This is a genomic window from Halostagnicola sp. A56 (genome assembly GCF_000691505.1).
Lineage (GTDB): Archaea > Halobacteriota > Halobacteria > Halobacteriales > Natrialbaceae > Halostagnicola.
Genome location: NZ_JMIP02000002.1, coordinates 1 through 9,547, shown reverse-complemented (window position 1 = coordinate 9,547; position 9,547 = coordinate 1). Strand labels below are relative to the sequence as shown.

Genomic DNA, 9,547 nt, shown 5'->3' with positions numbered 1-9,547 from the left:
TCGGTGGGGAAAAGACAGAGTCGAGTCGGTTGCGTCGGATTCAAGACGGAGGTGGATGGCGACCGAGTACCCATCCAAACTCGGCCAACGGGAACTCAAATCGACAGCGCATAGGTTTCGATCGCCGGAATCGAGGAAATAGCGTCCAACTCGAAACCGTGTAGTGCAGTCGATTCGATTAAAATACTGAATGAAGACAACGGAAGATAAACGCCATAGAAGCGTCAAATCTGTTATTTGGGAGGGGGATTCGTTCACTTTCGTCTGTCGCAGAGGGACTCCGCCGTTTCGGTGTGGTCTTTGGAGACAATCTGCCAGCCGATCATCCCTGCGATAGGGATTAACGCTGCTGCGAGTGAGGGGCGTTTAGCCGGATCGAGTTCCTCGAACAGCCGGGGTTCGAAGTCGACCATCAATGCACCTCGTTACCGGCTTGTTCTAGAGACGGTGATCTATCTCGTCCCTGTCGGCGTGCTATGACTCGACTTGTCGTGCCACATGCGCAACATCCGTGTATCATACTTCTATGAACAATCATCATGGATAGATACCAAAATAGAATTTGTTTCCGCTTGGATAGGGGTTTAAAAGCTAATCCTCGATGTTCGCAAGTGCTAACAGACGTACGGACTAAAAAATCACAATCTTATCATTACGCCAGCGGATCGTTGAGTGCTGTCTCGACGGCATCGAGTAACGTATCGGACCGACAAAGGAAACGAAATTAGATTTTGCGCGACTAATGTTCCTGTGAGTCCAAGAACGCCTAATGCTATTAGCACCTGAATGTTTTCTGACCTCTCCAGACTCTCCTCGTTCTTCTCGACAAACTCCTCAGAAAATGAGTGCGGCATTTTTAGTCGTGCGGGAAGGTCTTCCTCCTCACTTGATTCGTACATACTATGTTCTTGACCAGAGACATAGTAAAGGGATGGCGCTTCAGCCAGACCTACCAAGGCTGGAAACTTGGTAATTCACACGTCCACTCCCCATCTCTCTCTCTCTACTCGCTTCTTCTCCCTCATTGCGCAGAAACGTTCGTTACGCCATCCAATTAGCGAAACAGACTGGTCTTGGTTCGGCATACGTCGGTCTAACCGGATGTTCTTTATGTGTAGGTTAGTATGACCTCGTAAGAGCAGTTGACTTGGGGAAGATACCGGCAGAATCCCCTCTAAACGCCTCATTTGGGATAGCGGCCCTGCGCGTCCTTGGTAAGGACGAGAGCCCGGGTTCAAATCCCGACATAGGCTACTTTCCTCTTTATTTTGGGGATTTCAGGCCTTCTTTTCTCGATTCCTCTCATCCTTTCCTTCGTTCGCGTAAAAAACACGTCAACACCTGCGAGAGCTACGGACCGCTGCTACGACCGTGGCTCTTGCCTCATCGAGACATCTCAAAAGATAAGCTCACACAGTATCTCCGGACGTTCCAACTTCGACGGGAACAATTTCGGAACCGGGAAGAGAAGCGCTCAAACACGCTATCAAAGCTACGCTGTAAGATCAACAAAATGTTACACAATAGCGATACGTCATCCGTCCTGTGTTTCCGGGGTCTATTCGTCGTTTACCCGCTCGATAGAATAAAACCGGCACTCGCCACCAACGAAAGGCTGCATATCAGAAATCGGCGTGCCGATCGGAGAGGATCGTCTCTCGAATAGCGATGCCGACTGCCTCACCGAGTCTCGGCGGAACCGCGTTACCAATCAGGCGGTAGGCGTTCGTCCGGCTCTCGGGGAACCAGTAGGTGTCCCTAAACGACTGGAGGCGAGCCGCTTCTCGGGGGGAGAGTGACCGTGCTTCCGTCGGGTGGATGTACATATGGCCGTCCTTCTGGATATGCGCGAGAATCGTCGACGCCGGCTCTGCCGGATTCTGCTTCTTGTATTTGTCCGGAAAGATATCATCCCGGTACGGTTGGAGTGACGTGCTCACCTGGCCGATGTTCCAGCCGACACCGTGGCCGAGAAGCTTGTAGATGGAGAGGTCGAGATGGTTGTGCCAGCGCGCCTCGTGATTCGTGAGTTCTTGGTCCTCCCATGTGTCTTCCTCAGAGATATCCCGCATCCGCTCTTGGTACGGTGAAACAGGAGGGAGCGTATATGCTGTTGCCTTCGTCGGTGGCATCTCCCCATCGGGCGAAATTGGGGGGAGGTCCATAATCGCATCTGCGACGGTGAGATAGGGGAGTTTGTGCTCTCGATCGCGTTCGAACGGTGGAAGGACAGCGGATGAAACGTCTTTGAACGTTTCTTGGGCCGTATCACCTCCCTCTTTGAGTTCGGGGCGAATCTGCATTTGCTGTGTTTTCTCTCGGTCAGTAGGCTCGCGGTGGGTTCGCCACCGTTCAAGGTTCGGCAGATCCTCGCCTGTCCGCCGACCAATGAAGAAGAGCCGCTTTCGGTGCTGGGGGACCCCGAAATCAGCTGCATCAACCTTGAACCAATCTGCGGAATAACCGAGATTTTCCATCTCCTCGAGGATGATCTCGGTTACGGGGGCCTCCTCACCGACAGGATACCGTTCTGTCTTCCCTTCCGGTCCAACAGGGAGGGACTCTTGCATGGTGTCCGACTCGATCTTGGCCGTATCGGCCAGCATCCCAGGAACGTTCTCCATGACGAACGCACGGGGCTGGAAATAGTCAACGTAGCGGAGAAAGTCGAGATACAGTACGTTCCGATCGTCCTCCTCTATGGAGCGATCTTCAAGAGAGCCGAGCTTCGACTGACCAATAATGGAAAAAGACGGGCACGGTGGCCCACCAGCAATGAGGTCGAGATTACCCGGTTCGATATCCGGACCGTCTACAGCGGGGTCAGTTTCGCGGATATCAGCCTGGGTAGCGTGGTCTCCGTGATTTTCAGCGTAGGTTTCGATGGCGGATTCGTCGTGGTCGAGTGCCCATCGAACATCGTAGCCAGCCCGGCGAAGCCCTTCAGAGAGTCCTCCAGCGCCGCAGAAGAGGTCAATTGCGGACGGATTCGAATCCATTGTACAAAGCCAGATGCGGAAGTGAGGAAAGCGATTCGGAACGGAACTCAGCTCTCGAAGGCGTCGACCACCACGGCCATGTTAACGAGATCGGGCTCGTCAGGGACTACCTGCTTCTCGTTCTCGAGTCGGGTTAGCTCAGTGTTTTTCTTCTCGCGTAGCTCAGAAAGCTGACTTCGGTGCTTTGCCAGCACTGCGCTCATGTCTTCGCCAGCGCGGTCACGCTTCTCGAACTGCTTGATTCGCTCTTCGAGATCGTCTATACGGTGCTGGAAGTAGCTTTCGGCGTGCTCTCGGCGGATCCGGACTTCACGCTCTCGCTCAGCACGTGCCTCCTGTGCAAGGTCGTCGATGAGTTCCCAGGCCACGTCGTCAGCAGTTGAGACGAGCTCTTCAGCCTGTGAGGAGACCGCTCCGATGGACGGATGGCCGTCGACAGCGGATGGGGGCAGGCCACCGGTAATGTCGATATCCTCAGTTCTGGTGGTTCCATCGGGTGTGACATAGACCTGGACGAGTTGCTCGGTGACGGTATCGCCAGTACCCGAGAGGTAGCCAATCCGGTAGTGACAGAGAAGGCCAGGCGTCTTCAGATCCTCTCCCCCTGTGAGGACCGCTGTCTGGCCACCGGCGGCGTCTGTGTCCAGACAATAGGCCATCATCGCCCGGACCACAGGGTGGTCGAGGGTGATGAACTCGAGGCTCTCGTCGGCAAGGGCGTTCTTCCGATCGAACGTTGCGCCGGTATAGCGACTCTCCACGTCATCACCGGTAAGCTGGTCAGGGACGACCAGGTCGAATACGTCACCACCGTCCTCGTCGGGCCCTGAGCGCACGTTCTTGATCTCACCGTCGAACTCTCGGCAAACGGTTCTGACGAGATATGCGATGTCTTCATCACTGACGGTGTCGTCAGCGCTCTCTTCGACGATGTCGAGGATATTCCGGTCCTCCTCACTGAGGTCGAACTGATCCCGGATGAGGAGATCCTCGTCGACGCGCCGAACAGCTTCTTCCTGGTCTTCGACAATCGCCTCGAGATCGTCGACAACGGCATCCGGACTCTCCCCCGCTGCAAGGGCAGACAGGCTCGCCCGCAGAGCTGAAGCGGCGGGTCGGCGGGGAGATCCTCGACGTGGACATCCCTGCCGGAGAGGACGCCCGCGAGCGCGCCGCCGAGATCGCCCGCGAGGGCGACATCTTCGACGCCGATGCGGACGTGACTGTCACCGATGACGGGATTAGCGTCACCGCCGAGCGGGCGCGCGAGTACGGGACGGACCTGCTCGTCGCCCTGCGCGACGCCAAGATCACCGTCACCGGGTTCAATATCCGCGCGCCGACGCTCGACGACGTCTTCCTCGCGATCACCGGCGAGGAACTCGACTCCGAGGACCGGTCGGCCGACGCCACTGACGTGACGGAACCGGAGGTGACCGCCGAATGAGCGAGACCTCGAGAGACGAGACCGCTGACCAGGCCCGCGCCGACGGTGGGCACGTCCGTACGACGCCGTCGAGCAACTCCTTTTTCAGCGATTTCTGGGTGAACTTCGTCCGCTGGAACTTGAAGGCGATACGTAACCCGTTCGTCGTCGTTGGGTCGCTCGTCCAGCCGATTATCTTCCTCGTCCTGTTCACACAGGTGTTCGGCCAGATTGCGACGAGCGCGCTCGGTAGCGGTGGCGGGGCGGGGGGTATCACCTACGAGACGTTCCTGCTGCCTGCCATCGCGATGCAGGTGTCGCTGGCTGCCGCCGCGGGGTCGGGGATCGGTCTCGTCAACGATATGGAGGAGGGGATGTTCGAGAAGACGCTCGTGATGCCGATGAGCCGCTCGGCGATGTTCCTCGGCAAGACCGCCGCCGAGATCATGCGGATCGTCGTCCAGATCGCCATCATCCTCGCGCTGGGTTCGGTGCTCGGCGCGAACGTTGCCACCGGGTTCCTCGGCGCCATCGGGATCCTCGGCATCGGCGTCCTCTTCTCGCTGTGGTTCATCGCGCTCTCGAACATCATGGCCGTCGTGACCCGTGACCAGGAGTCGACCATAATCGGCGCGAACCTCCTGCAGTTCCCGCTGCTGTTCGTCTCGACCGCCTTCCTCCCGTTGGACGCGATGCCCGACTGGATCCAGGTCGTCGCGACGTACAACCCGATCACTTACGGCGTCGATGCAGCACGCGCGCTTATGCTCGACCAGGACGTCATGACCGTCGTCGAGGTCACCCGCTTCGGCGGTATCTGGGACACACTTATCCCGGCAATCGCCGTGCTCCTCGCCCTCGACATCGTGCTCGGCGGCGTCATGGTCTACCTGCTCAACCGCGCGTCGAGCTCAGCCGTGCAGTGAGATCCGCGCCTGCGGCATCCCCCACAGACGTGACTGCGGGCCGGTCGGCAGCTCATTGCGGCGAATCATCCGTTCGTCGATGGCAACAAGCGAACGGCGCTCATATCGACCCGGATTTTCTACGCCTTAGATGGTCGTCGCTCAACACGAAGGAGGGTGTCAAGTGGTAGTAGGCCGTACAGAGGAGTATGCGTGAACTCGTCTTCGCCCTGGAATACGAGCCGGGTTGCAACGGGGTGGCAGACGCCCTCGCCGACCACCCCGACGCCCGCGTCCGTTCGCTCTCGCTGCACGCCACTGCCGAGCGTCTCTGGCGGGTCGACCATGCCACCGGAACTCCGGAGGCGCTCGACGCCATCGAGGACGCTTTTCTCGACGGCGACTACTACGCTGACTGTCTCGCCGCCGAGAACTGCGGCGCCACACAGACTACTCGAGTTCTGGACCGGGCGGACAACAGGCTCGTCCGCTATTCCAACTGGGAGCGTACTCCTACCTGCGCCTCGGTTCCCCACATCGCACGAGACCATCTCGGCGACGGCGTGCTGTTCGAAACCCGCCACGAGGGGCGTCACTACACGTGGCGACTAATCCACTCCGGAGACGGCGACGTGGCGGCGTTTTTCGACGCTCTGGAGACCGCCGTCGGGGACTGTGCTCAGATGGAGATGCTCCGCACTGCGGACACGACGACAGTAACTCGAGAGAACGACGGGACATCAAGTGGATTGTCCCCAACACAGGAGGCTGCTCTCCAAGCCGCCGTCGAACACGGCTACTATGAATCTCCCCGCGAGATCGACGTCGGTGGGCTCGCCGACCATCTCGACGTGCCACGCTCAACACTCACCTACCGACTCCGGCGGGCGGAGGAATATTTGGCGAAGCAGTACGTCGCCGGCGAGCGGGTTGCGGAAGAACGACTGATATCCCACTAACGCTGATTGGAATATTCCAACAAAGACATATCGAACTCCCGTTCCTACCGTGACGTAATGACAGAGAATCTGGATGGGGATACAGCGGAACCGCCGAACGGCGGCGGGCAACAACGGAAGCTGTCCGCTCGCCTTACCGTCCCCGAGATGGACTGTCCATCGTGTGCGCAGAAAGTCGACAAGAGCCTGCAGCGCGTCGACGGCGTCGTCGAAGCCACGCTCCAGCCGACCACCGGCACGGCCAACATCACGTACGACCCCAAACGCACCAGCGAAGCCGACGTAGTCGAGGCGATTGAAGGCGCCGGTTACGAGGTTGTTGGCGGCCTTGGCGCTGAGGGCGACGAGCGAACCGAGGCGGGTGACGGCGTCGACATCGCACCACCTTCAGAGGTCTGGACGAGCGCCCGCGCGAAGAAGACATGGCTCGGCGCGACGTTGGTCACCCTCGGTCTTGTTTTCGAATTCCTTCTCACTGGCCAGAACGTCACAATAGCGAGCGTCCTCGACTACCCGCTTCACCTCGCGGATGTCTTGTTCCTCGGTGCCGTCGCTGCCAGCGGCATCCCCGTCGTTCGTAGCGGCTATTACTCGGTCAAAAATTGGAGTCTCGACATCGATCTGCTGATGGGGACGGCGATCATCGCCGCGACTGGTATCGGCTACTTCGTCGAAGCCGCCACGCTGGCCGTTCTGTTCAGCATCGCCGAGTTGCTCGAGGACTACGCGATGGACAGGGCGCGGGATTCCCTGCGAGAGCTACTGGAACTGTCGCCCGACGAGGCCACCGTCCTGCGCGATGGCGAGGAGGTGACGATACCGGCTGAGGACGTAGCCGTCGGCGAAACGGTGGTCGTCCGGCCGGGTGACAAGATCCCGCTCGACGGGGCGGTCATCGACGGCGAGAGTGCGGTCGACCAGTCGCCGATCACCGGCGAGAGCGTTCCTGTCGACAAGACCTCCGGTGACGAGGTGTACGCCGGCGCAATCAACGAGGAGGGGTACCTCGAGATAGAGGTCACGTCGACGGCAGGCGACTCGACGCTCTCGCGCATCATCGAGATGGTACAGGGCGCACAGGCGAAAAAGACCGAGACCGAGCAGTTCGTCGATCGGTTCTCGGGGTACTACACGCCTGTCGTGGTCGTTCTAGCGATCCTTACAGCGGTCCTTCCGCCGCTGGTAATCACCGCTCCCGTCTCGGTGGACGTAGCTGGCTACGGCTTCACCTTCGCTGCCGACTGGCAGACGTGTTCATCCGCGGACTCACGCTGCTGGTGATCGCGTGTCCGTGTGCGTTCGTCATCTCGACGCCCGTCTCCGTGGTGTCGGGAATCACGAGCGCTGCGAAAAACGGCGTCCTCATCAAGGGGGGTAACTACCTCGAGGCGATGGGCGAGGTCGACGCCGTCGCCCTCGACAAGACGGGCACGCTCACGAAGGGCGAACTCGCCGTCACAGACGTCGTCCCAGTCAACGACACCGACGAGGTGACGCTGCTCCGGTACGCGGCCGGGCTAGAGCGACGGAGCGAACACCCCATCGCAACAGCGATTCTCGCCCGCGCCGATGATACGGGCGTGGGTAACTCACCCGAGCCGGACGCCTTCGAGAGCCTGACCGGCAAGGGAATCCGTGGCGATATCGACGGCGAGACGTACTATGCGGGAAAACCCGAACTCTTCGAGGAACTGGGCTTCGACCTCACCCGGACCCGCTCAGCGACCGATGGCGGTGTTCCAGTACCAGACGCGGTCGAGGGTGACGCCGGGGCGTTCGCCGAGGACGCACTCGCGACACTGGAGCAGGAGGGCAAGACGGTCGTTATCGTCGGTACGGAGTCGGAGCTGCTGGGTGCAATTGCTATCGCGGACGAGGTACGCCCAGCCTCGAGGCGGGCCGTCGAACGCCTGCACGAGCTGGGCGTCGAGCGCGTCGTGATGCTGACCGGTGACAACGAGGGCACCGCCCGCGCCATCGCCGAGCAGGTCGGCGTCGACGAATACCGCGCCGACCTCCTACCAGACGAGAAGGTCGACGCAGTCGAGGAGTTACAGACGGAGTACGGTGAGGTCGCGATGATCGGTGACGGCATCAACGACGCGCCCGCGCTCGCCACCGCGGAGGTCGGCGTTGCGATGGGCGCGGCTGGCACCGACACCGCGCTCGAGACAGCAGACATCGCACTGATGGGGGACGACGTCGGAAAGCTCCCTTACCTGTACGACCTGTCGCATACAGCCAACGGCGTGATCCGGCAGAATATCTGGGCAAGTCTCGGCGTGAAGCTCCTGCTCGCGCTGGGCGTACCGCTGGGCCTGGTCAGCGTTGCGCTGGCAGTCGTTGTCGGAGATATGGGGATGAGCCTCGGCGTCACCGGGAACGCAATGCGGTTGTCGCGAATCGAGCTCGACCGATTCGTCGGCGCCTGACTCTACGGTTGGAAGACGGGCAGGACGCTCTTTTCGGGACTTACCTCCGCTACATCGAGACAATTTGCGGTTTGTCTGGGGGCAGAAAGGACTGAGCCCCACTGCGGGTTCGTGATCCGATGCCCGAGAAACCAGACGCCGACCCATTCAACGATTTCGAATGACCGATAGAGAAAACAGAGCGTATTATTCGGAGAGTGTGGGGTAGTTCCAAGAGCAGATTATCCGATCGATATGCGAAGTGGTAGCTCACTCGTGACCCGTGCCGTCCATGCGATGTGGCGAGCAGCGTACGAGGGCGACGATGTCGACCAGCTGAATAGCGCATCAAACCCGCCGTGAGGCAGAATTAGCGCATGGTTCGGTCAGCCACGTCGATCCGCTATTCGCGGGTGGCTTCGACATCCGAGTAGAGCGCCAACGCGTGCTTGCTGAGCCGGCAGTCTTCCAGATTCTCCTCCCAGCGTGTAGTCACATCCCGCCGGTCGCGGAGCTCAGCACTTGTGAGATCACTGTCGGCGAGCGACTGTTCGAGATCCGCCCACGTCTCGACGTCGTAGGTGGCCTGCCACTCCTCGATCTCCGCAGTGACCGTGGCCAATTCGTTTCGAACCGCCTCGGGCGTGTTCTCCTCAATGAGTGTGCGGATTTCCTCAAAGAGCCGTTGTGTGTAATCCGGCTGGTAGCGCGTCGTCTCGCCGGTCTCGACGCGACGAGTTCAGAGGGGTATCCTGACGTACCGATGGCCGGCGGCGAGGAGAGCGTCTCCCTCTCGCTGCCGTGAGCGAAGCGATTATTCTATCCAGCGGGAAATCAGGAACCGTCG

Annotated in this window: 5 protein-coding genes, 1 tRNA gene and 5 pseudogenes; 7 read left to right on the top strand and 4 right to left on the bottom strand. The window is 59.7% G+C overall.

The annotated features are described in order from the left end of the window. Nucleotides 1–254 precede the first annotated feature (254 nt). Nucleotides 255–413 (bottom strand): hypothetical protein, encoded by a 159-nt coding sequence (locus EL22_RS16930; RefSeq protein WP_156184015.1) that lies wholly within the window; start codon nucleotides 411–413, stop codon nucleotides 255–257. A gap of 767 nt (nucleotides 414–1,180) precedes the next feature. Between EL22_RS16930 and EL22_RS00075 the strand changes: the two genes are divergently transcribed. Together EL22_RS00075 and EL22_RS15715 are read left to right on the top strand one after the other, a co-directional pair. Beyond that, nucleotides 1,181–1,253, top strand: a tRNA-Thr gene (locus EL22_RS00075). Between the two features lie 77 nt (nucleotides 1,254–1,330). Further along, nucleotides 1,331–1,503 (top strand): annotated as a pseudogene (locus tag EL22_RS15715) (IS1595 family transposase); the annotation flags it as partial. Nucleotides 1,504–1,622: 119 nt separating this feature from the next. Here EL22_RS15715 and EL22_RS00070 read toward each other — a convergent pair. Then, nucleotides 1,623–2,999, bottom strand: coding sequence for a DNA cytosine methyltransferase (locus EL22_RS00070; RefSeq protein ID WP_050049584.1), 1,377 nt, complete (start codon nucleotides 2,997–2,999; stop codon nucleotides 1,623–1,625). A 47-nt stretch (nucleotides 3,000–3,046) separates the two neighbouring features. Next, on the bottom strand, nucleotides 3,047–3,835 hold the full coding sequence (locus tag EL22_RS00065) for a hypothetical protein (protein ID WP_231587838.1): 789 nt from the start codon (nucleotides 3,833–3,835) through the stop codon (nucleotides 3,047–3,049). 251 nt (nucleotides 3,836–4,086) lie between these two features. Between EL22_RS00065 and EL22_RS00060 the strand changes: the two are divergent. From EL22_RS00060 to EL22_RS00045, 5 genes and pseudogenes are all read left to right on the top strand, one after another. Then, nucleotides 4,087–4,446, top strand: a pseudogene (locus tag EL22_RS00060) (DUF4162 domain-containing protein); the annotation flags it as partial. Then, on the top strand, nucleotides 4,443–5,351 hold the full coding sequence (locus EL22_RS00055; protein ID WP_050049582.1) for an ABC transporter permease: 909 nt from the start codon (nucleotides 4,443–4,445) through the stop codon (nucleotides 5,349–5,351). The pseudogene EL22_RS00060 and the gene EL22_RS00055, both read left to right, overlap by 4 nt. 48 nt (nucleotides 5,352–5,399) lie before the next feature. After that, nucleotides 5,400–5,492 (top strand): annotated as a pseudogene (locus EL22_RS19075) (Fic family protein); the annotation flags it as partial. Between the two features lie 47 nt (nucleotides 5,493–5,539). Then, a complete protein-coding gene (locus EL22_RS00050; protein WP_050049581.1) occupies nucleotides 5,540–6,289 on the top strand; it encodes a helix-turn-helix domain-containing protein in 750 nt (249 codons plus the stop codon). 57 nt (nucleotides 6,290–6,346) lie between these two features. Next, a pseudogene (locus tag EL22_RS00045) lies at nucleotides 6,347–8,721 on the top strand (heavy metal translocating P-type ATPase). Nucleotides 8,722–9,103: 382 nt separating this feature from the next. Here EL22_RS00045 and EL22_RS00040 read toward each other — a convergent pair. Further along, nucleotides 9,104–9,436 (bottom strand): annotated as a pseudogene (locus tag EL22_RS00040) (hypothetical protein); the annotation flags it as partial. Nucleotides 9,437–9,547 lie beyond the last annotated feature (111 nt).